Raw genomic sequence first — 23,980 nt, 5'->3', positions numbered from 1 at the left:
CTGCAAAACCAATGGCTTGCCGCAAGGATGAATCCATGCACATGCCCCACACCAGCCGTAGATTCCCACGCCCAATGATACGCATCGCCTGTGCACTGTTGCTCTGCATCACGGTCCTATGCCTTGATGCTTACGCCCAGGAGCACATTGAAAGCTTCGCATCCACCGTTACAATCAACAAAGACGGCAGCATGCACGTGCGCGAAGTGATTACCGTGCAGGCAGAAGGCAACCAGATCAAAAAAGGTATCTACAGAGAGCTGCCCCTGCTCTATTCCGGCCCTGCAAGCTACCGCGGCACAGTCCCGTTCACCGTCATCTCTGCAAGCATCGACGGTACGTCCCTGAACCCGATCGAAACAGAAACCCGTGGTGATTACATACGGGTGCTCATGCGTGGCAAGCAGCCCCTTTCCACAGGCGTGCACCGCTTTGTGCTTGAATACGACACATCACTGCATCTGCGCTTTTACGAAGCCAACGGCGAGCTCAACTGGAACGCCACGGGCGTCTGGGGTTTTCCCATCAAGCAAGCAGCCTGCCGCATCATCCTGCCCAAGGGTGTGGCCGTGCAGCAAACCGCCGCATGGGCGGGACTGGCTGGCTCCAGGGAGAGCGGCAATATTAGCGTTACAAGGCCGCAAGCCAACGAGGCCGCATTTACCCTTACCAGCCCGCTTGAGCCAGATTCGCAGCTGACGGTGGCTGTGGCCTTTGACAAGGCGAGCATAACAGACCCAGTGATTGCTCTTGCCCAGCAACAACAACGCGAGGACGAAGCCTTTGAAAAAGCCCGGCAGGAAGAAGAACGAGCCATCAGGTCGCGGGGCCTGCTCTTTGAGGTGCTGTACGAGAGCCCCAGTCTGCCAGCGATGGGTCTGTCATTCTGCGCAGTATTTCTTTATTACTTTCTGCTTTGGCACCGGCTTGGCATAGACCCGGCCAAGGGGGCCATCTTTCCCCGCTATTACCCGCCCAAAACGGCCCTGTGGGGGGAAAAAATGGATTCCGGGGCCACGCCACAATCCCTCTCACCACTGGCTGTGGAGTATCTGTACAAATCTGCCCGCATCACAGGACGGGGGCTTGCCGCCACATTTCTGGGGCTGGCTTTCAAGGGTTTGTGCCGCATCAGCAAGGCAGATGCAAAGACCTACACGCTGGAACTGGCCGAAGGAACAGCCGGACGCAAAGGTGAGCTGAGCGCGGAAGAACAGACCGTGTACCGGGAGCTCGCGCGCACCACGGGCAAGGCCAAAAAATTTTTGCTGCGACCCAAGGATGAAGATATCCGCACCATTTTCAACGCCGCCACGTCAAGTTTGAAGCAAAACTTCAAGGGCGCATGGCAGCTGAACACCTGGGTTGCTGTGCTCGGCTGCTTTCTGGTGCTTCCGCTGGCCTTTGTTGCCAGCTCATGGGAGGTTGATCCGGCACTGCTCACCCCAGATAGCTCGCAACTGCCATTAACCCTGTTGTTGCTGGCCGTGTGCGTGGCTTTTTTCTCAGCTCTGGTACTCCCCCTGCTGCTCATGCGACAGCAGTCAAGACCCCTGCTGGCAACTCTGGGAGTTGAAGCTTTTCCTCTGGCCGGAATAACTGCGCTTGTGCTTCAGTTTTACTTTTATGATCTGGAGTGGCTACTGTTTCTGCTCATGATAATCACGTCCCTGGTGTTCACAGCCATCATCAAGGCGCCAAGCCCCGCAGCTCGCGCCGTGCTTGATGAAATTGAAGGCCTTGCCATGTACATGCGTACGGCGGAACTGCCGCGCATGGAACAAGTTGGCGCGCAAGACGAAAGGCCGGAAGACACACCTGAGGTGTTTCGCCGTTTGCTGCCCTATGCGCTTGTGCTGGGGCTGGAAAAAACATGGTGCAACAGGTTTGCCGACCAGCTACAGGCAGCAGCGCTGGAAGACAGCGGCGTTGATGTGGCACTGGTGCACGGGCATGACGGCTGGAGCGATTTTTCCAATGGTTTTGGTAGCGCCGTTAGTGCTTCATCTGCGGCCGCCAGCACCTCATCCGCCAGTGGTTTCAGCTCTGGCGGGGGCGGCGCGGGTAGCGGCTCTGGTGGCGGCGGGGGCGGCGGTCTGTAAAACCTGCACGCAACAGCTACAGTGGCTTATACCGTCTCCATGACGTATAAGCCACTTTTTTGCATTTACTGGGTGACGCACAAATAACGCATTCAAATCTCCTGTCGCGCAGATGATCGCCCAGAGTCACCGTAACAGGGGTGCATCTTCAATGATCAGTATTTTGGCAAACACTCTATTACCCATCTTGACCACCGTGCAATTCGGTTTTGTGTATACGTGCCCTGCTGTCGTACATATCTGGGCCCGCTGCTTGGTACCGCTTGTTACTACGAACAATTATTCAAAAAAAATATGAAAGATAAAGTGTTTCAGAATTTTTTATTAAAGAGTAGCTTCAATTATTATTCACACAAAAACACTACAATATTCTCATGCAACTACCTGAAATAAAAAGCAGATGCACATAAATGAAATGTGCATCTGCAATCATCACAAGCAAATAAATTACCCCAAAAATGGCTGTTTCACCTATTGCTTTGCCGTCACGACTGGTGCTTGCGCAAGGGTTATTTCAGCCAGCGCCGTATCGAGGTTCAGATTTATTGCAAGGGTCAGCCCCTCGCGGGCCAGCACGAGCCGCACGGGTTTGTCTGTACTTTCGGTGCTGCTCACAAACTGTGTTTCAAAAGCCTGCCACAGTGCGTCGCTGGTTTGTGGGCAATCAGCGCCTGTTTCCTGGGGAGCCATGGCAGCGCCCTCGGGGTTGAATACGCTGGTCTGGCCGTTGGCTTCAAGCGTCAGGGGCAGCCAGCCGTTCTTTTTCAGGTCATCAAATGCGGCTCCCAAGGTTGTATTGGCAAATGGCGCCGACATGGAAACTGTTTCCAGGGTTCCACCCTTGCCGCTAAACTTAAGGCCGCCTTGCCCAATATTCCACGACTGGTCCGCAAAACACACTGCATACGTGCCGGGTTCCTTTAGTGACTCATAGCCGGGAAGGGCAAATTCCTTCCAGCGTGTCTGATCCATGCCCTTGCTCATCAGTTGCGTAAAAATAAACATGGGCACGCCCGCAGGGGCTACGTATGCATCGTTGCCAGGTAAGGTAATCAACATAGAGGGATATTTGCGGGTATCGTGCTGACCTGCGGAATCCAGTGAAAATTCGATCTCTCTGGCCGAACCCGGCTCAGGTTCGTGATAATACTGCCACCCTGCCCCGTTTTGCATGGTCACACCAATGCGTGTGCACGAATGTTCGGGGAATTTTGCTGCGGCAACGGTTTTGGACGACTTTTTGGGTAGCCCCTCGACAACAGAAAGCCTCTCGCCATTATTGCCCACACAAAAAACCGACTTTATGTCAGCGTTCATGCTGTTCTTTAGAACAATGCCTGCGGCTTGCCCCATAGATGGCGCAAAGGCCAACAGGGCCGTCAGGCATACCGCACACGGTTTGAGCATTCGCATTTATGGCTCCTCAAAATATATGCTGAAAAATCAGGAAGTACGTGCTCAGCATGCGCACGCATCAATGCAGCGCATCTCGCAATTCGGAAAGGCCGTCATTCTCTTCAGGAAAGTACAATTCAACAATCACATTGGCATCGGTGGTTTGCATTGAACCCAAGGCCCCTTCGCGCGTCATAAAATCAACCATACCCTCACCGGGAGAGATATTGATGCCGCCAAGCTTGCGCGCAAGCTCTATGAGGGATGCTACCCACTTGCCCTCGGGGTCTTTTTTAAGAGGGTACGTGCCTACGGCAACCCAAACATTTTCTTCGGGCTTGTCATAGATTGCCCACACGCCGGTGTGCGTTGTGCGCCAGCCAGTGGGAATGGTTTTTTCCTGCGCTTCGGCTGCGGGCTGGCCGTCGCTCAGGGCGGCAAAGTTGGGCTTTTCACCCGTGGGGTCTGACGGTTCAACAGCCTTGGCATCGTCGGCACGATCACCTGTTGCGAGCCACTTGGCGTTTTCAGCGCTGTGGACCAGAGCCAGCAGCTTATCGAGTGCGGCGGCATCCTTGGCCTTGGGCGCAAGTTTAAGACTTTTGATGATCGGCCCCGCCCCACGACATTTGTGTTCAACCGATACTTCCATATATTTGTCGTCCAGCAGCCCCACCCAGTAGCGGGCGTGCCTGTCAGCAAATACCACGCCCTTGCCTTCACCCAGGGTGCGCAGGTCATTACCACTGGTAATACTGGCAGAGGCCTTGGCCAGCAGATCCAGCTCACCATTGTAGCAGTCTTTCTGCATCACTGAGATACTGCAGTCATCCTTGGGCGAGGTGAATAACAGGCCGGCCCCTTCTTCGATCGTTTTCCAGCCTGCAGGCAAATCTACGGTAAATTCTCCCACAGTGCGGGATGCGGCAAAGACCGAAGTGCCCGGGCACAGCATCAGGCAGCACAGGCCAAGCACGGCAACCGCACTAGACCGACGCCCGCAAGCGGCCTCAGATGTAGAAAGATGGCGCTTGTTGCCGTTCAAAAAGCGAAACATGCTCATAATGCTCCCCTGTTTAAGGATTGTTGCCTGTTTTGAAATGGGGACAATGTTGTGCAAGACCAGTGCGCTTGGCACTGATTTGACAGACAAGAGCGGGCGCAACCGCTCAGGGCTGATACCGTTCATCTGTGCTGTCAGTTCATTGGATTTATAGCATATCTGACAAAAAATGTCTTTGGGAGTTTAATTCGGAGAATGAATATTCTTATAAGAGGTGTACTCTTGTATAAGCTCATGCCAAAAAAAATACACGCAACACATAATATATAAAAAATAAGCAAATATTTATTATGAATATTTGTTTTAGAAAATTTGAATATGCAGCTGCATCATTTTCATTGCTGGTAATAATTCAAGAGCTGTTACACATTTTTACACCTATTATATAATCATGTTCATTTCACTATTAGCCAGCATAATACACATAATACGTATGTATTCTTTTTTTTGTTTTAAAAAATTGTCTCTGACTGACTTAAAAATATTTCTCACACAAGCGCGGAAAAATCAGATACTCACGGCTCCGCCTTCCAAGGCAAAAGAGACATAGATCTTTGGCGCATTGACCCAGCAGAAAATGACGACGCGGCATGAGTCAATACAGGAATAGAATCATCGCGATGCCTCACATCACCATTGGTCATATCCGGAGAATTTGAAACTGCTCAAACGCGCTCATTGCGCCTTTAAGCAAAACTGCCAAGGTAATACAAAAAAAAATTAAATCACACGATATAATCATTGCACCATGCCAGCGTAACAAATGAATTTTTTAACAAATATTTTTACAATTTAACAACTGTAAATCCATAATGTTAGGTGAATATAGCAATATTCTAAACAGTTCATGACAAACCACAAAAACAGTTTGTACATATTATCTAGATGTACAGCACCCCTCCATCCCAATAAAAATCTTTTTATTTCAGATTATTACAATTATTTACAATGCAAACATTATGTTAGCCATAATCATATTTATAAGGTGGTTGTTATTTGTTTTTTTTATGATACCTATAACAATAATCCATCTCACTAGGATGGAAAGTTTAAAAAGCAATCATCCACAGAAGCTTGCCAGCATAGTTTGAACTTGAGTCAGAAATATTCCTCAGGAGGGTCGCCATGCTTGCAGACCTGAACATTGCCCGCAAACTCAGCCTATTGCTCATTTTGCCGATGGCAACATTTCTGTTTCTTGTCACTGTTGAAAGCATTCAACGCTGGAAGGACATAGACGAGCTCAAGTTTGTCGAGCGCGCCCTGGTTGTGAGCCTTTCTGCGGGTGAACTGATACACGAACTTCAAAAGGAACGAGGGTACACAGCAGGTTATCTGGGCAGTCATGGCAAAAAATTTGCCGTTGAACTTCCTGAGCAGATCAAAAAATCCGATGCGGCTTACAAGCTGTTTACCGCCAAACTTGCCGAAGCAGATACAAAAGAAAACGGCACACTTGCGCCTGTTTTTTCTTCTGCAACCAGCACGTTTGCAGCGCTTGCAAATACCCGTTCTGCTGCCAGAGATATTAAAATAGACGCACTCCAGGCCATCTCCGCTTATGGCAACAGCATAAACGAATTCATAAACGCTTTTTCAGGGCTTAACGAACTCAGCCACAAGGCTCTCACATCCATACTGCAACTTGTGCATGGCAAGGAAATCGCCGGACAGGAACGTGCCACGCTCAACGCGGCTTTTTCTGCGGGCACGTTCAGCAAACAGCTGTACCGCGACTGGCTGTATAGGGTCAGCGCGCAAAATACCTATCTGCATTCCTTTGCAGAACTAGGCGGGGCTCAGGCCCAAAACATGCTGCAAGGCAAGCTGAAGGCCATGGACGACGAGGTAAACCGTTTTCGTGATACGGCTTACGCCAACCTTGAGAAATCAAGCCTTGATGTGGAACCGCAAGAATGGTTTGCGGCCTCTACCCGTCGCATTGACAGTCTTATGGATGTAGAAAACTCGTGGGGCGCTCACCAGCTTGAAATTGCCAGAGCCGATGTGCGGTCTGCCAGACAGGAGCTTGTGGTTTCATGCGCTGGCGCACTACTTGTTGCCTGTTTTACCATTTTGCTGGGGTGGAGAATCTGCGTCACCATTGGCAGACCTGTGCGCAGAACCCTGCGCTATGCTCAGGGCGTTACACAGGGCGATTTTGACGCGGCGCTGGCCGTAGACCAGCGCGATGAAATTGGCGGTCTTGCCAACGTGCTGCGAGAAATGGTCAGGAGGCTCAAGGAACAAATTCAGGCAGCCCAACATCTGCAGAATATGGCCGAAGAAAAAGGCAAAGTAGCTGACCAGTGCCGCGAGGCAGCAGAAAAGGCCGAGCAGGCCACCAGCGCCAGGGCAAAGACCCTTATGACCGCTGTAGACAAGATCCAGGGGGTTGTTGAATCGCTCAATATTGCCCTCAATGCTCTTTCGGAGCAGGTGCAAACGTCTACCGAAGGTGCAACAACCCAGTCGCACCGGCTGGAAAACACCACTGCCGCAATGCAGGAAATGAGCATTACGGTTGTGGAAGTAGCCAAAAACGCCGCCGATGCCGCCCAGACGGCAGACAATTCTCACCAGCAGGCAACAAAGGGTTCGTCTGTGGTTGAAAACGTCATTACCGCCATAGCGCAGGTGCAAAAACAGTCTGACGACATGAAGGTTGACATGGGTGTTCTTGGTCAGCAGGCCGAGGGCATAGGCCAGATATTGAATGTCATCAGTGATATTGCAGATCAAACCAACCTACTTGCCCTTAACGCCGCCATTGAAGCGGCACGGGCAGGCGACGCCGGTCGTGGTTTTGCCGTGGTGGCCGACGAGGTTCGCAAACTGGCCGAAAAAACCATGACAGCCACAAAGGAGGTAGGTGAGGCAATTCATGCAATCCAGAGCGGCACACGCAAGCACATTGGTCATGTAGGGCAGACAGCAGAAACCATAGGGTCTGTCACGCTGCTTGCCCGGCAGTCGGGCGATGCCCTGTTGGAACTGGTAAAGCTTGCCAGAGAATCCACTTCCCAGGCCCAATCGATTGCAACGGCCTCTGAGGAGCAATCGGCCTCAAGTGAAACCATCCACAGAAGTCTTGAAGACATCAACCGTCTTGCCCTTATGACCGCAACCGCCATGGATCAGGCAACGGCTGTTCTGGGCGAATTGCGCAACCAGACCGACATTCTTGTTGACGTTATGAATGATTTGAACAATACCAACGTAAAGAAGAGTATCTTGTAACCATTTATAGGCTATAGTGCAGCAAACAGCCTGCACATGCTATACGCTGAACTAAAAGGAGCGCTTTAAGTATTTGGATATTGTGCATCCAAACCCTGCAACCATGTTCTTCTCGAGGTACTTATGGCTCATCTCGAAACTACCGAACAAGCCTTGCGTAATCGTGGTGTCAGCCGCCGAGATTTCATGAAATTCTGTGCACTTACCGCAGTAGCTCTGGGCCTTGGCCCCGGCGCAGATCTGGCAATAGCACAGGCACTGTCAACAAAACCCCGGCTTCCGGTGCTCTGGATAAACGGGCTTTCCTGCTCATGCTGCACTGAATCATTTTTGCGCACAGCCCACCCGCTGGCGACCGACATTGTGCTCTCAATGATCACGATGGATTATCAGGATACCATCATGGCGGCCGCTGGCGATCAGGCCAACGCTGCGTATGAAGAGGCCATTCATAAATACAAGGGCCAGTATATTCTGGCGGTGGAAGGCAACGTGCCCCTCAACGGCCAGGGCATGTACTGCATTGACGCGGGCAAGCCCTTTTACGAAAAGCTCAAGGACGGCGTGGAGAATGCCAAGGCCCTGGTGGCTTGGGGAACATGCGCCTCGTGGGGCTGTGTACAGGCTGCCCACCCCAACCCAACGGGTGCCACGCCACTGCACAAGCTCTTTCCCAACAAGCCTCAAATCAAGGTTCCCGGCTGTCCGGCCATTCCTGAGGTCATGAGCTCTATCCTGACCTACATCATCACCTACGACAGGCTGCCCACTCTCGATTCACAGGGCAGGCCCGAAATGTTCTACGGCAAACGCGTGCACGACCACTGCTACCGCAGGGCGCACTTTGACGCTGGCGAGTACGTGGAATCATGGGACGATGCTGGCGCGCGCGCTGGCCTGTGCCTGTACAAGATGGGCTGCAAAGGCCCCACCACATACAATGCCTGCCCCTCCACACGCTGGAACAACGGCGTTTCCTTCCCCATTCAGTCTGGTCACGGCTGCATCGGCTGTTCGGAACAGAATTTCTGGGATCAGGGATCGTTTTATGACCGCATAACCACCATCCCGCACATGGGCACCAATGCAACGGCTGAAACCGTTGGCGTTGCCGCTGTGGCGGGCGTGGCTGCGGGCGTGGCAGCGCACGGCGTCGCCAGCATGGTGCGCCATGCCGCCTGCAAAAACAGCAAGGGAACCTCTGACACCGACTCCAACAGCTGAGGAAATACCCCATGGCCTACGAATATACGACTTCACAGGGTTATGCCGTTAAGGATTCTGGCCGCCGCGTTGTTGTTGATCCGGTTACCCGCATCGAGGGGCACCTACGTTGCGAGGTTAACCTCGACGACAGCAACGTCATCACCAACGCTGTTTCGTGCGGCACCATTTTCAGAGGTATTGAAATCATCCTCAAAGGCCGCGACCCACGCGACGCATGGGCTTTTGTGGAACGTATCTGCGGCGTTTGCACGGGCACGCACGCCCTTGCCTCGGTGCATGCGGTAGAAGACGCGCTTGGCATCGAAATTCCCGACAATGCCAATATTATCCGCAATATCATGCACCTATGCCTCATGTACCATGACCATCTGGTGCATCTGTACCATCTGGCCGGTCTTGACTGGGTGGATGTGGTTTCTGCCGCCAAGGCCGACCCCAAGGCAACCTCAGAGCTTTCGCAGAAACTCACTCCCTGGCCCAATTCATCGCCGGGTTACTTCAAGTCCATCAAAGACCGCCTTACCCGCGTTATCGAATCGGGACAGCTGGGCATTTTTACCAATGGTTACTGGGGCCACCCGGCCTACAAGCTGCCGCCCGAAGCAAACCTACTGGTGGTTGCCCACTATCTGGAAGCGCTCGATTTCCAGAAAGACATGGTGCAGATACACACCATCTTTGGCGGCAAAAATCCCCACCCCAACTGGCTGGTAGGCGGTGTGCCCTGCTCGCTCAATCTTGACGCACACGGCGCAGCTGACGTGATCAATCAGGAAAGGCTGGAGCTTGTGTTGCAGCTCATCGAACGCTGCCGCACCTTTGCCCAGCAGGTGGTCATACCCGACACGCTGGCGCTTGCCGCGTTTTACGGCGACTGGCTGAAAATCGGCGGCGGGCTTTCCAAGCTTTCCGTACTTTCTTACGGTGCTATCCCCAACATCGCCAACGACTACTCGGACAAAAGCCTGCTGCTGCCGCGTGGCGCCATCATCAACGGCAACTTCAATGAAGTACTGCCCGTTGACCTACGCAATCCAGAAGAAATTCAGGAGTCCGTGGCCCACTCGTGGTACAAGCCCTACCCAGGCGGCAAAACCGGCCTGCATCCCTTTGACGGTGTGACAGAGCCCAACTATGCCCCAGGCCCCAACATCAAGGGAACGCCTACGGATCTCAAGCAGGTGGACGAACGTGACAGGTATTCGTGGATCAAAACACCGCTCTGGCGCGGCCATCAGATGGAAGTGGGCCCCCTGGCCCGCCTGCTGGTGGGCTACGCCAAAAAAGATCCCGAAATCAAGGGTCTCATTGATGACTTTCTCGGCCAGGCCAAGGCCCCGGTTGCAGCCCTTCAATCAACCCTTGGCCGCATAGCCGCCCGCTCGCTCGAACTGGCATGGTCGGCAGACAAGATGCGGTATTTTTACGACAAGCTTGTGGCCAACCTTAAAAATGGCAACCGCACCACGGCCAATACCAAGATGTGGAAACCCGAAAGCTGGCCTACCACTGCCCTTCGCGGCGTGGGCTTTACCGAGGCCCCTCGTGGTGCCCTGGGGCACTGGGTTACCATCAAGGACAGAAAAATACAGAATTACCAGTGTGTTGTTCCCACCACATGGAATGGTGCGCCCCGCAGCCCCGACGGACAGCTCAGCGCCTACGAAGCATCGCTCATGGGTACGAAGATGGCGGTTCCCAACCAGCCTCTTGAAATCCTGCGTACCCTGCACAGCTTTGACCCCTGCCTGGCCTGCTCCACGCACATTATCGGGCCGGATGGATCAGAGCTGTTATCAGTGAGAACAGACAACTGCTTCTAGCGTTCGGGCAATCCGAGCCGCGGAATACAAGCCTTCCGCCGGGAGAACGTCATGAGCGAACAACATTTGCTGCCGCAAATGCCCATGGGCAAAAGCATTTACGTATACCAGCTGCCCATCCGCATATGGCATTGGGTTATGGTGGCCTGCGTATGCGTGCTTATTGTTACGGGCTACATCATTGGCAAACCCTGGCTTTCTGTCACGGGCGAGCCTTACAACACTTTTTACATGGGCTACACCCGCATGGCGCACTTTATTGCGGGTTTTGTGCTGATCATTTCAACCGTACTGCGCTATATTTACGGTCTGGTGTGGGGCAACCGCTATTCGCGTGAGCTCATCATCATGCCTGTGTGGAGCAAGGACTGGTGGAACGACCTGTGGCAGGACGTACGCTGGTATCTCTTCCTGAACAAGGAATGTGGCGCGCATGTCGGCCACAATCCGCTGGCGCAGATCGGCATGGGCACGGGCATGATTTTTATGCTCGTTATCATGCTGACGGGCCTTGGCATGTACGCTCAGGATAGCCACGTACCGTTTATCCACTTTTTTACCTTTGTGCAGGACTGGATAAACAACTGGTTTGGCGGCAACGGCCAGATGACCCGCAGCCTGCACCGCCTGGGCATGCTGCTGCTTATCACCTTTGTGACAGTGCACCTGTACATGGTCATACGCGAAGAAATCATGGGCAAAACCACCCTTGTTTCGTCCATGTTCAGCGGCTATCGCGAACGTCGCAAGCCGTAGCGCAACGGCATAATTCCAGGGCGGCCCACCGCGGTCGCCCCCCTTTAACAAGGGAACCTGCATGGAACAGATCATCATTCTTGGTCTTGGCAACATATTGTACGGCGACGAGGGTTTTGGCGTGCTTTTGGCGCAAAGGCTCTACGCCCACTGGGATTTTCCAGAAAATGTGGAAGTGGTGGACGGCGGTACGCAGGGGCAAACCCTGCTGACATTTGTGGAACGCGCCGACAGGCTGCTGGTGCTGGATGCGGTGGATTTTGGCCTTGAACCAGGAGAACTGCTGCAGCGCGACAACGTGCCTGCCTACCTCACGGCACAAAAGATAGGCCCACACCAGAACAGTTTTTCGGAGGTAATGGGGCTTGCCGCCCTGCGCGGCACTGCGCCCGAGCAATGTACTCTTATTGGCGTGCAGCCCGCGGCCATGACACTGGCAGCACCTCTCTCCACGCCGGTGAGCGAAAGTTTTGAAGCCGCACAGAACATGGCCCTGAACGTATTGCAGCAATGGGGAATTTCCCCAAGTCTGAGAGCCCACCCACGACACCTTTCTGCGGCGGTGCTTGATACCCTGGCCCAAAGCTATGCATAGAACCATTCAGCTGTAGCCCAAAAACATTCCACGCCGGTAAAGCGGCATTCCGTAAAGCAAAAGACACGCGGGCAATGTATGCAAGCCCGCGTGTCTTTTATTTTTTGCATTCAGGGCGTATGTTCTGCGCCATCACGCTTCCGGAGGACATATGGCTCAAATCAACATATATACGCAGCAGATTGTCATAGGGCAGGACGACATAGACATGCAGCGGCGCGTCAGCAACCTGCGCTACGTGGCCTGGATGCAGGACGTGGCAGTGGCCCACTCTGCGGTATGCGGCTGGCCCATGGAACGCTATGAAAGCATCAGCCAGGGCTGGGTTGTGCGCCAGCACACCATCACCTACAAGCGCCCCGCCTTTCTGGGGGATGTGGTCACTGCCGCCACATGGATAGCCTCATACGCATCGCGACGCAGCTTACGCCGTTACGTATTCTGGAATACGGAAGAAAAAAACCTGCTGGCCGAAGCTGAAACCCAGTGGGTTTTCATTGATATGGTCAGCGGCAAACCTGTGAGCGTACCAGAAGAACTGCAAACTTCCTTTCCCGTTGTGGACAAGGACGCCACTGCCATTTTCAAAATGCTCTGCGCCTGAAAACGGCCTCCCACAAATAAAAAAGGCCTTGGTACTAACACCAAGGCCTTTTTTGCGTAACCGTGCAAATCTATTTGAAGAGTTCCCGTTCCTGCACCTTGCGATCAATACGGTCTTCCACTTCCACACCCTTGGGCGCGGTAAAGGTAAAGTCAGAGGCCTTGAGCGAGGTGTCGGGCTTGAACTGCGTAAAGCGCACATCGTTAGAATTGCCGTAAAAGTCGATAATGCTGGCCCTGCGGATGTAGCCGGTGGCAGGCTCGACCCACAACAGAGCTTCAACCATCTGCGGCGCGGCTTCCTTGGGGTACAGATGCAGCTTGGCAAGACCGTTTTCCTGCCCGTCTTCTTTCACGTCAAAATCCTTGGTCAGTGCGGCCTGGCCGGTAATCACCTGAATAATACTGCGCGAATCACGCACAAGTTCAAGGGGATAACGGTAGGCAATTTCTTCGTCAGCAAGGTAATCCCAAATTTCCTTGCTGGTCACCACCAGGGTTTCTTCGTGGGGCTTGTCTGTCTGCCAGCGAATGAGCAGGGGCTTCTGAAACAGCAGGTTACCCTGCCGCTTTTCTACCGAACCGCTTTCCTTGTGGGTAAGGGTCTGCTCAAAGGTGGCGGAAAAAGTGCGCAGTTTGTCATACCGCGCCTGAATGGTATTGGCTATATCTGAAGCCTGGGCAGCGGTTGCCACACAAAGTACCAGCCCGACTGCCAGGGCCAACATGCCGTTTATACGCATAACACCTCCACGGCATACGCCGCCAGTTGTGCCGAATGTTGCTATTACTTGACCACGGCGCGCGGTTTGCTGCCGTCTGCCGGGCCGATGATGCCATCGTGTTCAAGCTGCTCAACCAGACGGGCGGCCCGGTTAAAGCCGATTTTAAAGCGACGTTGCACCAGCGAAATGGACGCGCGGCCCTGCTCGCTCACAAAGGCCTGTACTTCACCATACAAGGGGTCCTGCGCCGCATCGCCCCCACCGCCAGAGCCGCCGCCGTTGCCAGAGTCGAGCCCCCACTGGGCAAAATCGACCTTGTATGAGGGGCTGAGCTGGCGTTTCCAGTAGCTTACAACGCTGGCGACTTCTTCATCACTCAGGAAGGGGCCGTGCAGACGCTGCAAACGGCCACCGCTGGGCTTGAAGAGCATGTCGCCCCTGCCAAGCAGATGTTCAGCGCCCACCTGGTCAAGAATGGTGCGCGAATCGTGCTTTGAGGTGACCTGAAACGATATGCGGCACGGAAAGTTTGCCTTGATCAGCCCTGTCACCACGTCCACACTGGGGCGCTGTGTGGCAAGAATCATGTGAATGCCAGCGGCGCGGGCCAGCTGTGCCAGGCGCACGATGCTGGTTTCCACTTCGCGGGCGGCGGTCATCATGAGGTCTGCCAGCTCGTCAATTACTATAACGAGATAGGGCAAGGGTTCAAGGTCGGCAAAGTCCGGCGGCAGATCATTTTTGCAGGCGGCAAGCTTCTGGTTAAAGCCAGCCACATTGCGCACGCCAAGGCGAGCCATGGCCTCGTAGCGCCGGTCCATTTCGTGAACGGCCCAGTCAAGTGCGTTCTTGGCCTCGTTCATTTCCGTGACCACAGGGTGCACCAGATGCGGCTCGTCTGCGTACACGGCCATTTCAATGCGCTTGGGGTCAATGAGCAGCAGCTGCATGTCCTTGGGCTGCGTGTGGTACAGCAGACTTATGAGAATGCCGTTGAGGCACACGCTTTTGCCCGCGCCTGTAGCGCCCGCCACAAGCAGATGCGGCATGCGGGTAAGGTCGGCCATGATGGGCTTGCCCGATATGTCCTTGCCCAGAATCATGGTCAGAGGGCCGCAACCCTTGCGGAAGGGCTCGCTGGCTGCCAGTTCCCTGAAGTTGACGGTTTCACGGTTGTCGTTGGGTATTTCAATACCCACGGTATCTGTACCGGGAATGGGTGCCTGAATGCGCACAGCCACGGCCTTGAGCGCGAGCGCCAGATCATCGCTCAGGTTGGCGATACGGCTCACGCGGATACCGGGGGCGGGGCGCACCTCATACATGGTTACCACGGGCCCCGGGGTGACATGCACAAGCTCGCTCTGAATGTCAAAATCGCGCAGGCAGGCAATCAGAGCCTTACCCCTGGCCTCGCGGTCTTCCTTGCTGGAATTGCCAGCCACCTTGGCAGGGGGCGCAAGAAGATCAAGGCCAGGCAGAGGGATGGCGGCCTTGCGGCCAGTCATGCCCGCAAGCAACCCCGTAAGGCCACCCTGCTTTTTGGGAGCCTCGGCAGAAGCCGCAGGCGCGGCAACACGTGGCTTATCGGCAGGGGCTTGCGCAGAGGCAGGCGCTGCGGATGCTGGCGCTTCCTCGTAATTTGCCTGTTCAGCGGGGCCTTCGCCGTTCTGGTTGTAGCTTTCCGCCGCATCCAGAACCGGTGAGATGGTCACGCCGTTAAAATCCTGCGCCACAGCAAAGGGATCATCGTCCACATCTGTCTGATGCGTACGTTTTCCTTCCGCCTGTGCCTGAGTTTGAGCAGAGCGTGATTTTTTTTCTTCAAACACTTCGGGCAGAGAATCCGCAGTGGGCTGAATATTGCCCAGACGGTCGCGCCAGCGTGTCCAGAATTCCATGGAAGGCAAACGCAGGTTGCGCAACGCCCAGCCACGCTTGCCGTCGCCTTCTTCGGGCTGCCTTTCATTAACAGGGGCAGACGGGGCAGATTCGCCCCTGCGCGCGGCAATACGCTCCTGCACCCATTGCAACACACGTGCTGCAACATTGAACCATGAAATGTTACCGGCAAGCTGCGTACCCACAAGGGCGACAAACAGCCACACAAGGGCCGAGCCGCCAGGGCTCAGAAAACGGCTGGCGTTGATGTGCAGGGCGTTGCCCACCATGCCGCCGCCCCACATGTCACCCACGGTGACATCTGCGGCAGCGCCAATGACAAGCAGACATATGGTGAGCAGAAAAAAGCCAAGCCAGCGCGACCAGTGCAGACTGTACGAAGGAGAAACGTAGGCCGCCCCCAGCGCACCGAAAATCAGTGGGCAGAGATAGGCGGCCACGCCAAACACGTCGTTCAGAAAACCCGCAGTGTACGCGCCGAATAGACCAGCCTTGTTCTTTACCTTGACAACGCCGCTAACCACATGGTTAAGGCTGGGGTCGTTGGCGTCAAAACTGAGCAGGCTGAGCAAAAGCAGCAGCGCCCAGAAGATAAGAAAAAGGCCAAGAAGCTCGCGGCTGAATTTATGGGCGTCCGTAGGGCTACCCTCCCGAACCGGTCATCATTCCCGGCCCAGGTATTCCTTGGTGCGGGTGTCAACCTTGATGCGATCGCCTTCGTTGACGAAAATCGGCACCTGAACCGAAATACCGGTTTCAAGCTTGGCAGCCTTGGTGACGTTGCTGACAGTGTCGCCCTTGGCGCCGGGCTCGGTTTCAACAACAGTCAGAACCAGGCTCAGAGGAATATCAATATCAAGGGGGCTACCCTTGTACAGCAGCACGCGGCATTCCTGACCGTCTTTAAGGAAGCCTTCCTTGCCGTCGGTGGTGGTGATGTGCATTTGCAGCTGTTCGTACGTGGTCATATCCATAAAGATAAGGTCGTCTTCCTGGCGATACAGAAACTGCATGTCGCGGGTTTCAAGATCGGGCTTGCCGACTTTTTCACCGGAACGGAAGGTTATATCCTGCATGCGGCCCGTAAGGATATTGCGCAGCTTGGTGCGCACCATGGCGCCACCCTTGCCGGGCTTGAAGTGCTGAAAATCAACGATTTCGTAAGGGGTTCCTTCAACTTCAATCTTGAGACCCTTGCGAAAGTCTGTGGTAGAAAACATCTGTCCTCCTACATGTCGCCGCAAACCGGCGCAGGCTGGCTGTAAGGCCGGTCATTTGCCAAGTGCGGCAAGAGCGGCTACCTTATACGGAAGTTGGCTGAAAGCTTCAGCCCTGAATTGAAAATATTTGCTGAAACAAGCTTGCTTGTCAAGGCTCAAAGTTAAAGTATTACATGAGGTTTTATTATGAATCCCATTCTTACCCTTGAAACTACAGCCTATACGCTTGAGCAGCTTATCTCGCTGGCAGAACCGCAGATTGCCCTCGCCGGGCGTTCAAACGTAGGTAAATCCTCGCTTATCAATGCTCTGGCTGGCCGCAAAAAACTGGCCAAGGTCAGCGCCACCCCGGGCAAAACCCGCTCGGTAAATTATTACAAGGTCACGCCCTACAACTTCTATCTGGTTGATCTGCCGGGTTACGGGTATGCCCGCGCCAGCCACTCTGAGCGCGAAAAATGGGCGCACCTGCTTGAGCGGTATCTCGTGGAATGCAGCAGCCTCAAGGCCTTGGCCCTGCTGCTGGACAGCCGTCTGGAACCCCAGATGCTCGACAAAAATCTTGCTTCTTTTGCCCGCACCAATGGATTGAACATTGTTCCCGTACTTACCAAGGCTGACAAATGCACCCAGCGCGAACGCGCCAACCGGCAGAACGAATGGCAGGAACTGCTGGGCACTCGCCCCGTGGTCACCTCGTCCAGCAATCGCTTTGGCATTGATAACCTGTGGCGTATACTGGTTGAAACTGCCGTTCCGCAGCGAGTGGCTTCCGGCGCTGCTGAAAACGCCGAGGCGGAAAACGAGCAGGAAATCCGGCAGAAATCTGAAAACAACGACTAGCCGAGATCAGAATAACCACACCGTTGCAGCCCGTTACAAGGCGTGCTGCAACGGCATAAAACGGCCTTCGCTCGCAATGACGGCTGTGGGAAAAGTGCCCACCACGCATGGCGGTAATAACATGCGTCAGAATTCTGGGATACAGACGACTGCCGCAGTCTCGCTCACCGAACATCACCCCATTACTGACAAGCCATGCGAGGCACGCTTCTGCGCGCCTGCGGCAAGCTTACATAACAGGTTGGCCCGGACAGCGAATATGCGCGGCCTAGGCCTTGCTACCGCTGTCTGAAACAACGGCGGGCTCCATATGAATGCTCAGACGCCCAAGCTGGGGCACAGCCTCCCGTATGCGCTTTTCAAGCCGGGTGCAGACATTATGCGCCTCTTCCACCGACAGGCCCACACTCACATTGCAGTGAAACGAAATGCAAATGCCCTGCTCTGGCAGCACGTAGGTTGAAAATTTATGGGGCTTGCCAGCAAGGGGTTCTTTTTCCACTGCTGCCTGAATCTCACGCCAGGCCATTTCAGAAAATGGCACTGAAACCGAAGCACCGGGCTCAAGGGCCGCACTGGGCGCCTTGGGCTCAAGATGGCTCACAATTTCAACACCCGGCAGGGCTTCACGCAGGGCGTCTTCAAAGGCCTTGACCCGCGCATAGCCACGGTCAAAGGGCATCTGGCCAGGCAGCTCTACATGCAGTTCGATGTGGCAGGCGGTATCAGCGCTTAAAACATGCACATCGTGCACGGCCAGGCCGTGTTCCGAGGCCACAAGCTGCACAAGTGCAAAGGGATTATTTTCGTCAATGCGGCACGACTTACGGGGCTCCACGTGCACGGTGACATCCGCACCCGGCAAAATCGCTGCCACGGCTTCTTCGGCCTCGTGCGCCAACCGGTGACCGTCACTCACCTTGAGGCCCGGCGCAACGCCCACGGTGAGGTCTACAAAATTCTGGGGGCCACTGGTGCGCACGCGCACCCGCCTTACTTCAGAAATACCCGCTATGCCCTTAACCGCGCCGACAATGGCTTCGCTTGCATGCGAAGACCCAGAATCCATAAGCATATCAACGGCATCAGAAGCCATGTGCATGCTGGCCCGAAAAATTATGGCCGCAACGATCAAGGCAGCCACCGTATCTGCCTGTGAAAGCACCCTGCTCAAGGGTTCGGGCAGATTCATGGCCTGCGCAAGCCATACAGCCAGCACACCCACAAGAACTACAGCGGAAGAAAGAATATCAGTGGAAAAATGCAGCGCGTCCGCTTCCAGAGCCTGACTGTTGAAAGTTTTGGCCACGCGGCGCAAAACGCGCACCCGGTTGATATCAATGGCCATGGAAAAAGCCATGACGCCAACGCCCCAAAGAGAAGGCACGACCGTGCTACCGCCAGAAGTCAGACGGTGCACGCCTTCATAGACAACCCAGGCGCACGTGCCAAACAAAAGCAGGGTCTGCGCAAGGGCAGAAAGGTTCTCTGCCTTGCCATGGCCGTAAGGATGACGGGAATCGGCAGGTTTGGACGAAATTTTGACCGCAGCCAGAGTAAGGGCCGCAGCCAGTAGGTCAAGCCCGCTGTGCAGAGCCTCAGACAAGACACCAAGGCTGTTGGTATAAAGCCCCACGGCAAGCTTGACGCTGGTCAGCGCCAGTGCCGCCAGCAACGAAAACATGGCGGCGCGGCTTTTTTCGTATGTACCGTGAGCATGCATATCCATAACGCATCCTGTGTCGTGCAAAAGTATTGTGTTTAAAAAGACTGGGGACAGTAGCTTTTGGGGTATTCATGCAATCCTGCACAGGCTGGTGCCAAATTGCTGGAGTATTGCATTATTGGAGCACCACAACCATGGGTACGCCTGCCGCAGTGTACCGCCCAATGCGACACAAACCGGCTGTTTTTTACAAAACAGCCGGTTTGTTATTTCTAGATCTACTTCAGTAAGGCCAGTTGGATCGGTTTACAGCCAAGTAAACCACTTCTTCCAGCTGCCTTCACGATTCTCGCGAACTTCCTGTGACTGAATTTCGCGGTAGTTGTGGTACGCAGCAAGACTCTTTTCCTTGGCATGCTCGGCAACCTCAGGCACATCCTTGAAGTTTGCCATGACATATTCGTAGCGATGCCAAGCGGGGCCGTATTTCTTCATGTGCCAGAACACGTCGGCAATATACAGCTCGTGCTCGGCCATCAACTGACGGCATATGCGCATGTGCTCTTCCGCGCTCTTGGAGTAGGGCGAATCGGGGAAGGTCTGGCGCAGGCGGTCAAAATAGTCGTAAGCTTCCTTAAGTTCTGTAGTAGCCCGGTCGATGGTCCGGAACTGCTTCATGAGCGACATGCCAGTCTGGTACAGAACGTAGGGGATAGCTTCATGACGGGGATGCAGCGATTCGAAATCCTTGTAGGTTTCGGCTGCGAGTTCATATTCCTCGTCAAGGTAATAAGCATCGGCCAGCGACAGTTCCGCATCAACCGTGTACGGGCTGAATGGATATGTATCGCGAAGTTTGTTGTACAGCTCCACGGCGCGCACGTAGTTTTTCTCACTCATGGCGTCGTTGGCGGCTTCAAAAACCTCCTGGGCGGTATCTTCCGCCGGCGGCAGGTATATCATATCGATGATGCCGCAACCGGATACCGCAAACATGCTTATAACAAGCAAAAGGGAGCGAAGCAGTTTTTTATGCATGGAGCTGTTCCAAGAATACAAACGCCGCCTGCGCGGCAGTTGCGCCGTCACCGGCGGCAGTGATTACCTGACGGCAAAGCTTGGAGCGAATATCACCAGCAGCAAAAATGCCCGAAACATTCGTGCGCATTTCAGTATCGGTGATAATGAAGCCTTGTTCGTCACGGACGACCTCTGCGGGCAAAAAGCCGGTGGAAGGCTCATAACCTACGTAGACGAAAAGTCCGTCTACAGGCAGATGCCGTTCCTGACCGGTCTTCAGTTCCTTAACCGTAAGACCTGTGAGCTCGTTTTCGCCGTGTAACTGGCTTACAACGCTGCTGCGCAGAATCTCGATCTTGTCGCCATGGGCGTCAAGCTTATCCTGATAAATCTTATGCCCGCGGAATTCGTCGCGGCGATGGATAAGATAGAGCTTTCCTACGATCTTTGCAAGGTAAAGCGACTCTTCCAACGCCGAATTTCCGCCACCAACTACCGCGACGGTCTGGTTACGAAAAAAATTGCCGTCGCAGATGGCGCAATACGATACGCCGTGCCCGCGCAACCTGTCTTCGTTTTCCAGCCCCAGAGGCTTGTGATGCGCACCAGAGCAAACGATAACCGTCTTGGCCGCGTAATCCACACCACCAGCGCGAACCACAAAATGCCCTGCAGAACCGGTTACCGATTCAACTGATGCGGCAGGCCGGTCTACCTCTAGACCGGCCAGATGCGCATCAAAAAGATCCGCCAGTTCATAGCCCTTGATGCCCTTGGGAAAACCAGGATAGTTTTCCATGGCTTCAGTCTGCAAAATCTGGCCGCCAGCCGCCAGTTGCTCAGGCATGAGCACCGAGCAGCCAGAACGGGCCAGATACATTGAGGCCGTAATACCAGCGGGGCCGCTGCCTATGACAACGGCATCATATTCCTTCATGCCAGAGCCTTTGCATCAATAAGGTCTTTCAGGGCAGCCTTGGTGACGGCCCCGGTGATCTGCTCAACCGTTTCGCCCTTTTTGAAAAGGACAAGAGTCGGGATAGCGCGAATGCCAAACTTGGTGGGCGTGGCCGGATTTTCGTCCACGTTCATTTTAACAACGCGTACCTTTCCGTCATACTCGGTAGCCAGTTCGTCGATGATGGGACCAACCGCACGACAAGGGCCGCACCAGGGAGCCCAGAAATCAAGAAGAACCGGAAGATCAGACTTGAGCACAACGCTTTCAAAGGTGGCGTCAGTGACCTGTTCAGCCATAACTATCTCCTTACGTTGCTTTGTGTCGCGCCACAGCCACTATAACCAATGACGCGAACAGAAGCGCTTTAATGTGTATGCTTCTGTATTGAGTAAGAGTAGATACCAATGTGCCCTCTGTCAAGACAATCTCTTGTTTTGCATGGTTTCTTGACCATTTCAGCACAAGCTGGACAGCATATCGTTTGGTATGGCCTTGCCACGGGGTATGGTTTCCATACTCAGTCTATGACTGTAGCCACTCTTGCCTAAAAGCCATGCAGCATGGGCAATCATGGCCGCATTGTCAGTGCATAACTTACCACTGGGAATAAAGGCCTCGCCTCCCCTACCCTGCATCAGCTGGCTGATACGGTCGCGCAGCAGTGAATTGCAGGCCACACCGCCAGCCATTATCAATGTTTTAAGATCAGGGTTGCGGTCAAGTGCACGTTTTGTTTTGGCGCAAAGGGTCTCAACCACAGCGAGGTTAAACGAAGCGCAGTAGTCCTTCAAAGCCTGCGGCGCATAGGCTAAATCTGTCAGTGGGCGGGGCCATTCCTGCCCTGCCAGCAAATGAGCGGCCTGCCCGGTTGCGGCGGTTTTCAAACCACTGAAGCTGAAATCAAGATTATCATTATCAAGATAAGGCCGGGGAAACAACGTGGGCTGGGCAGTGCCAGCACGCGCCAGAGCATCCATAAGTTTGCCGCCGGGATAGGCAAGACCAAGAAATTTGCCTACCTTGTCAAAAGCTTCACCAGCCGCGTCGTCCAAAGTGCGGCCAAGCAGGCTGCATTCCCACGGCGATTCCATGCGGTACAGGTGGGTATGCCCACCAGAAACCAGCAGACCAAGCGCCGGAAAACGCAGCTCGTGCTCAAGGCCCACAGCCAGAAGATGTGCGTGCAGGTGGTTGACCCCAAGAAAAGGTTTGCCAAGCCCAAGGGCCAGCCCCTTGGCAAAAGCAACCCCCACAAGCAGGCTGCCAAGCAGGCCCGGCCCGCGCGCAGCCGCTATAAGGTCGATCTCGGCATTGGCCCTGCCGCTGCGCCGCATCAGTTCGTCAAAAAGCGCGCCAACAAAGCGGTAATGCTCGCGTGAGGCAAGCTCTGGCACTACCCCGCCAAACAGGGCATGCACGTCTGCCTGACTTGCCAGTACTGCTTCAACCAGTCTGCCGTCTTCAACCAGAGCCAAGGCAGTTTCGTCGCAAGAACTTTCAATTCCAAGACACAGCATGCATTTCGCCATTTACGGCACAAGGCCGGTACAAGAAGGCAGCCGCCGCACTCGTGCGAGGGCTGCCAGAAACATTATCTGCCCGCATGCCGCGCGTATATTTTTTCCACGGCCTCTACATCAAGCGACGAGCCAATGTAGAGCGGTGTACGCGCGTGCAGTTTGTCCGGCACACGCTCAAGTATGCGGCCATGCCCGTCGCTTGCCTTGCCGCCAGCCTGTTCCGCAAGGAAAGCCAGGGGGTTGGCCTCGCACATGAGGCGCAGCTTGCCGTTGGGCTTGTTGGCGTCAGGCGGATACATGTAGATACCACCATTGATAAGCGTACGGTGAAAGTCAGCCACAAGCGCGCCCACGTAGCGAGAGGAATAAGGCTTGCCGTCAGAAGTTTCGCAACCATGAAACCACGTTACGGCCTCACGCGCGGGGGCGTCCCAGTTTTTCCAGTTGCCCTCGTTGACGGAATAGATATGCCCCTGCTCGGGAATGCGCATGTCGGGGTGGGAAAGCAGAAATTCGCCCACGCCGGGGTCTAGAGTAAAGCCGTGCACGCCCTGCCCGGTGCTGAGCACCAGCATGGTGGAAGGACCATACAGAATATACCCTGCGGCAACCTGCTTTACGCCGGGCTGCAGCACTTCATCAATGCTGACCTCGCCGGTGTGGCCCTCGGGCCTGCGCAAAATGGAAAAAATGGTGCCGACGTTGATGTTCACGTCGATATTGCTCGACCCGTCAAGCGGGTCAAAAATCAGAATGTAATCGCCACGCGGAAATTCCTTGCTCACGCGGATAAGATCGGCTTCTTCTTCCGAACTCATGGCGCAAAGAGCGCCACACCGTTCCATGCGGTACAGCATGACGCGGTTGGCGATGGAATCCATTTTCTGTACGTTCTCGCCCTGAACATTCACTTCGCCGGTACCGCCGAGGATATCAAGCAGGCCAGCCTTGGCAATGCGGCGCGAAATGCTTTTGCCCGAAAGAATCAGGTCGTACAGAAGGCCGGTGAACTGGCCCGTTGCCTGGGGGGTACGCTTCTGGTGCAGCAGCAGGTGTTCAGTAACCGTGATGTCAGCCATTTGGGGGCTCCTTACAACATCCAGAAAATTGAGAGGAACATTTGAACAATTAACCCTGAAAACGAGCATCAGCCATTGTGGGGCAGCCTGATGGATCGCACCGCAATCTGCTTACCCGGCAAAACGCTTTGCCAGAGCAGTGCGTTTCAGGGAGAACACATTTCAAAAGACTTGCGCCGCCCCCGGGCGGCGCCAGGCGTTAGGGTGGGTGGGTGGGGTGCGTGGGGGCGGGGGGGTGTG

At 54.5% G+C, this 23,980-nt stretch carries 18 protein-coding genes and 1 pseudogene; 8 read left to right on the top strand and 11 right to left on the bottom strand.

Annotated elements, in window-relative coordinates; genetic code table 11:
* Window positions 1-11: 11 nt before the first annotated feature.
* The gene (locus F8N36_RS07030; protein ID WP_291332087.1) at window positions 12-2,102 is read left to right on the top strand and encodes a DUF2207 domain-containing protein; all 2,091 of its coding nucleotides are present in this window, start codon (window positions 12-14) and stop codon (window positions 2,100-2,102) included.
* Between the two features lie 471 nt (window positions 2,103-2,573).
* Here the strand turns inward: F8N36_RS07030 and F8N36_RS07025 are convergent, their stop codons facing one another.
* Both F8N36_RS07025 and F8N36_RS07020 read right to left on the bottom strand, forming a co-directional pair.
* Window positions 2,574-3,515, bottom strand: a complete 942-nt coding sequence (locus F8N36_RS07025) for a hypothetical protein (protein WP_291332086.1) — start codon at window positions 3,513-3,515, stop codon at window positions 2,574-2,576.
* A 61-nt stretch (window positions 3,516-3,576) separates the two neighbouring features.
* The gene (locus tag F8N36_RS07020) at window positions 3,577-4,560 is read right to left on the bottom strand and encodes a hypothetical protein (RefSeq protein WP_291332085.1); all 984 of its coding nucleotides are present in this window, start codon (window positions 4,558-4,560) and stop codon (window positions 3,577-3,579) included.
* A 1,125-nt stretch (window positions 4,561-5,685) separates the two neighbouring features.
* Here F8N36_RS07020 and F8N36_RS07015 point away from each other — a divergent pair.
* From F8N36_RS07015 to F8N36_RS06990, 6 genes are all read left to right on the top strand, one after another.
* A complete protein-coding gene (locus tag F8N36_RS07015) occupies window positions 5,686-7,800 on the top strand; it encodes a methyl-accepting chemotaxis protein (RefSeq protein ID WP_291332084.1) in 2,115 nt (704 codons plus the stop codon).
* Between the two features lie 123 nt (window positions 7,801-7,923).
* Complete coding sequence (locus F8N36_RS07010) at window positions 7,924-9,024, top strand: hydrogenase small subunit (RefSeq protein WP_291332083.1); 1,101 nt, start codon at window positions 7,924-7,926, stop codon at window positions 9,022-9,024.
* An 11-nt stretch (window positions 9,025-9,035) separates the two neighbouring features.
* On the top strand, window positions 9,036-10,850 hold the full coding sequence (locus tag F8N36_RS07005) for a nickel-dependent hydrogenase large subunit (RefSeq protein ID WP_291332082.1): 1,815 nt from the start codon (window positions 9,036-9,038) through the stop codon (window positions 10,848-10,850).
* Window positions 10,851-10,901: 51 nt separating this feature from the next.
* Window positions 10,902-11,606, top strand: a complete 705-nt coding sequence (cybH, locus tag F8N36_RS07000; RefSeq protein ID WP_291332081.1) for a Ni/Fe-hydrogenase, b-type cytochrome subunit — start codon at window positions 10,902-10,904, stop codon at window positions 11,604-11,606.
* A 61-nt stretch (window positions 11,607-11,667) separates the two neighbouring features.
* Window positions 11,668-12,201 (top strand): HyaD/HybD family hydrogenase maturation endopeptidase, encoded by a 534-nt coding sequence (locus F8N36_RS06995; protein WP_291332080.1) that lies wholly within the window; start codon window positions 11,668-11,670, stop codon window positions 12,199-12,201.
* Window positions 12,202-12,352: 151 nt separating this feature from the next.
* Window positions 12,353-12,805, top strand: coding sequence for an acyl-CoA thioesterase (locus tag F8N36_RS06990; RefSeq protein WP_291332079.1), 453 nt, complete (start codon window positions 12,353-12,355; stop codon window positions 12,803-12,805).
* Window positions 12,806-12,875: 70 nt separating this feature from the next.
* On the opposite strand, the gene lolA is transcribed toward F8N36_RS06990, so the two are convergent.
* The 3 genes and pseudogenes from lolA to efp form a co-directional block, all read right to left on the bottom strand.
* Window positions 12,876-13,547 carry an outer membrane lipoprotein chaperone LolA gene (gene lolA, locus F8N36_RS06985; protein ID WP_291332078.1) on the bottom strand — a complete coding sequence of 224 codons (672 nt, stop codon included), beginning with the start codon at window positions 13,545-13,547 and terminating at the stop codon, window positions 12,876-12,878.
* Window positions 13,548-13,591: 44 nt separating this feature from the next.
* Window positions 13,592-16,087, bottom strand: a pseudogene (locus F8N36_RS06980) (DNA translocase FtsK); the annotation flags it as partial.
* A 6-nt stretch (window positions 16,088-16,093) separates the two neighbouring features.
* Window positions 16,094-16,651 carry an elongation factor P gene (gene efp / locus F8N36_RS06975; RefSeq protein WP_291332077.1) on the bottom strand — a complete coding sequence of 186 codons (558 nt, stop codon included), beginning with the start codon at window positions 16,649-16,651 and terminating at the stop codon, window positions 16,094-16,096.
* A gap of 186 nt (window positions 16,652-16,837) precedes the next feature.
* Between efp and yihA the strand changes: the two genes are divergently transcribed.
* Window positions 16,838-17,494 (top strand): ribosome biogenesis GTP-binding protein YihA/YsxC, encoded by a 657-nt coding sequence (gene yihA / locus F8N36_RS06970; protein ID WP_291332076.1) that lies wholly within the window; start codon window positions 16,838-16,840, stop codon window positions 17,492-17,494.
* A 268-nt stretch (window positions 17,495-17,762) separates the two neighbouring features.
* Here yihA and F8N36_RS06965 read toward each other — a convergent pair whose 3' ends face one another.
* The 6 genes from F8N36_RS06965 to fbp all read right to left on the bottom strand — a co-directional run bounded on the left by F8N36_RS06965 (window position 17,763) and on the right by fbp (window position 23,740).
* Entirely contained in the window at window positions 17,763-19,223 is a 1,461-nt protein-coding gene (locus F8N36_RS06965) for a cation diffusion facilitator family transporter (protein ID WP_291332075.1), read from the bottom strand.
* A gap of 243 nt (window positions 19,224-19,466) precedes the next feature.
* Window positions 19,467-20,198, bottom strand: a complete 732-nt coding sequence (locus F8N36_RS06960; protein ID WP_291332074.1) for an outer membrane protein assembly factor BamD — start codon at window positions 20,196-20,198, stop codon at window positions 19,467-19,469.
* Window positions 20,191-21,117: a thioredoxin-disulfide reductase gene (gene trxB, locus F8N36_RS06955; RefSeq protein WP_291332073.1), complete on the bottom strand. Its 927-nt coding sequence runs from the start codon at window positions 21,115-21,117 to the stop codon at window positions 20,191-20,193. Before trxB ends, F8N36_RS06960 begins: the two co-directional genes overlap by 8 nt.
* Window positions 21,114-21,437, bottom strand: a complete 324-nt coding sequence (gene trxA / locus F8N36_RS06950) for a thioredoxin (RefSeq protein ID WP_291332072.1) — start codon at window positions 21,435-21,437, stop codon at window positions 21,114-21,116. The genes trxB and trxA overlap by 4 nt, the downstream gene beginning before the upstream one ends.
* Window positions 21,438-21,596: 159 nt before the next feature.
* A complete protein-coding gene (gene tsaD, locus F8N36_RS06945) occupies window positions 21,597-22,658 on the bottom strand; it encodes a tRNA (adenosine(37)-N6)-threonylcarbamoyltransferase complex transferase subunit TsaD (RefSeq protein WP_291332071.1) in 1,062 nt (353 codons plus the stop codon).
* Window positions 22,659-22,732: 74 nt separating this feature from the next.
* Window positions 22,733-23,740 (bottom strand): class 1 fructose-bisphosphatase, encoded by a 1,008-nt coding sequence (fbp, locus tag F8N36_RS06940; RefSeq protein WP_291332070.1) that lies wholly within the window; start codon window positions 23,738-23,740, stop codon window positions 22,733-22,735.
* Window positions 23,741-23,980: the final 240 nt, after the last annotated feature.

This window comes from Desulfovibrio sp. (genome assembly GCF_009712225.1).
Classification (GTDB): domain Bacteria; phylum Desulfobacterota; class Desulfovibrionia; order Desulfovibrionales; family Desulfovibrionaceae; genus Desulfovibrio.
This window is presented reverse-complemented; position numbering and strand designations above follow the sequence as displayed.

Bases quoted from the DNA above. Each gene is read 5' to 3' on its own strand.
- F8N36_RS07030 (WP_291332087.1), top strand. From the start codon at position 12: ATGGCTTGCCGCAAGGATGAATCCATGCACATGCCCCACACCAGCCGT.
- F8N36_RS07025 (WP_291332086.1), bottom strand. From the start codon at position 3,515: ATGCGAATGCTCAAACCGTGTGCGGTATGCCTGACGGCCCTGTTGGCC.
- F8N36_RS07020 (WP_291332085.1), bottom strand. From the start codon at position 4,560: ATGAGCATGTTTCGCTTTTTGAACGGCAACAAGCGCCATCTTTCTACA.
- F8N36_RS07015 (WP_291332084.1), top strand. From the start codon at position 5,686: ATGCTTGCAGACCTGAACATTGCCCGCAAACTCAGCCTATTGCTCATT.
- F8N36_RS07010 (WP_291332083.1), top strand. From the start codon at position 7,924: ATGGCTCATCTCGAAACTACCGAACAAGCCTTGCGTAATCGTGGTGTC.
- F8N36_RS07005 (WP_291332082.1), top strand. From the start codon at position 9,036: ATGGCCTACGAATATACGACTTCACAGGGTTATGCCGTTAAGGATTCT.
- cybH (WP_291332081.1), top strand. From the start codon at position 10,902: ATGAGCGAACAACATTTGCTGCCGCAAATGCCCATGGGCAAAAGCATT.
- F8N36_RS06995 (WP_291332080.1), top strand. From the start codon at position 11,668: ATGGAACAGATCATCATTCTTGGTCTTGGCAACATATTGTACGGCGAC.
- F8N36_RS06990 (WP_291332079.1), top strand. From the start codon at position 12,353: ATGGCTCAAATCAACATATATACGCAGCAGATTGTCATAGGGCAGGAC.
- lolA (WP_291332078.1), bottom strand. From the start codon at position 13,547: ATGCGTATAAACGGCATGTTGGCCCTGGCAGTCGGGCTGGTACTTTGT.
- efp (WP_291332077.1), bottom strand. From the start codon at position 16,651: ATGTTTTCTACCACAGACTTTCGCAAGGGTCTCAAGATTGAAGTTGAA.
- yihA (WP_291332076.1), top strand. From the start codon at position 16,838: ATGAATCCCATTCTTACCCTTGAAACTACAGCCTATACGCTTGAGCAG.
- F8N36_RS06965 (WP_291332075.1), bottom strand. From the start codon at position 19,223: ATGGATATGCATGCTCACGGTACATACGAAAAAAGCCGCGCCGCCATG.
- F8N36_RS06960 (WP_291332074.1), bottom strand. From the start codon at position 20,198: ATGCATAAAAAACTGCTTCGCTCCCTTTTGCTTGTTATAAGCATGTTT.
- trxB (WP_291332073.1), bottom strand. From the start codon at position 21,117: ATGAAGGAATATGATGCCGTTGTCATAGGCAGCGGCCCCGCTGGTATT.
- trxA (WP_291332072.1), bottom strand. From the start codon at position 21,437: ATGGCTGAACAGGTCACTGACGCCACCTTTGAAAGCGTTGTGCTCAAG.
- tsaD (WP_291332071.1), bottom strand. From the start codon at position 22,658: ATGCTGTGTCTTGGAATTGAAAGTTCTTGCGACGAAACTGCCTTGGCT.
- fbp (WP_291332070.1), bottom strand. From the start codon at position 23,740: ATGGCTGACATCACGGTTACTGAACACCTGCTGCTGCACCAGAAGCGT.